Raw genomic sequence first — 255 nt, 5'->3', positions numbered from 1 at the left:
CATTAATACATCATCCGCTTTTTTGAACGCATCTTGCATTGATAAGTTGCCGTAAACGCTCATCAACTTATCATTCGGAATGGTAATGATAGAGTCTACAAAGTTGGTCAGTTGCTCAATACCCGCTTTAGCCGCTTTAATACGTTTGCCGCCTTCAAATTTAAAAGGGGTGGTGACCACAGCAACGGTTAATACTTCCATCTCTTTGGCAATACGAGCGACAACCGGTGCCGCACCGGTGCCTGTGCCGCCGCC

General features: G+C 46.7%; 1 pseudogene. It reads right to left on the bottom strand.

Features of this window, described 5'->3' with window-relative positions:
- Window positions 1–255 (bottom strand): annotated as a pseudogene (locus AAEY88_RS14540) (cell division protein FtsZ); the annotation flags it as partial.

It is taken from the genome of Psychrobacter sp. CAL346-MNA-CIBAN-0220 (assembly GCF_040309805.1).
Taxonomy (GTDB): domain Bacteria; phylum Pseudomonadota; class Gammaproteobacteria; order Pseudomonadales; family Moraxellaceae; genus Psychrobacter.
This window is presented reverse-complemented; position numbering and strand designations above follow the sequence as displayed.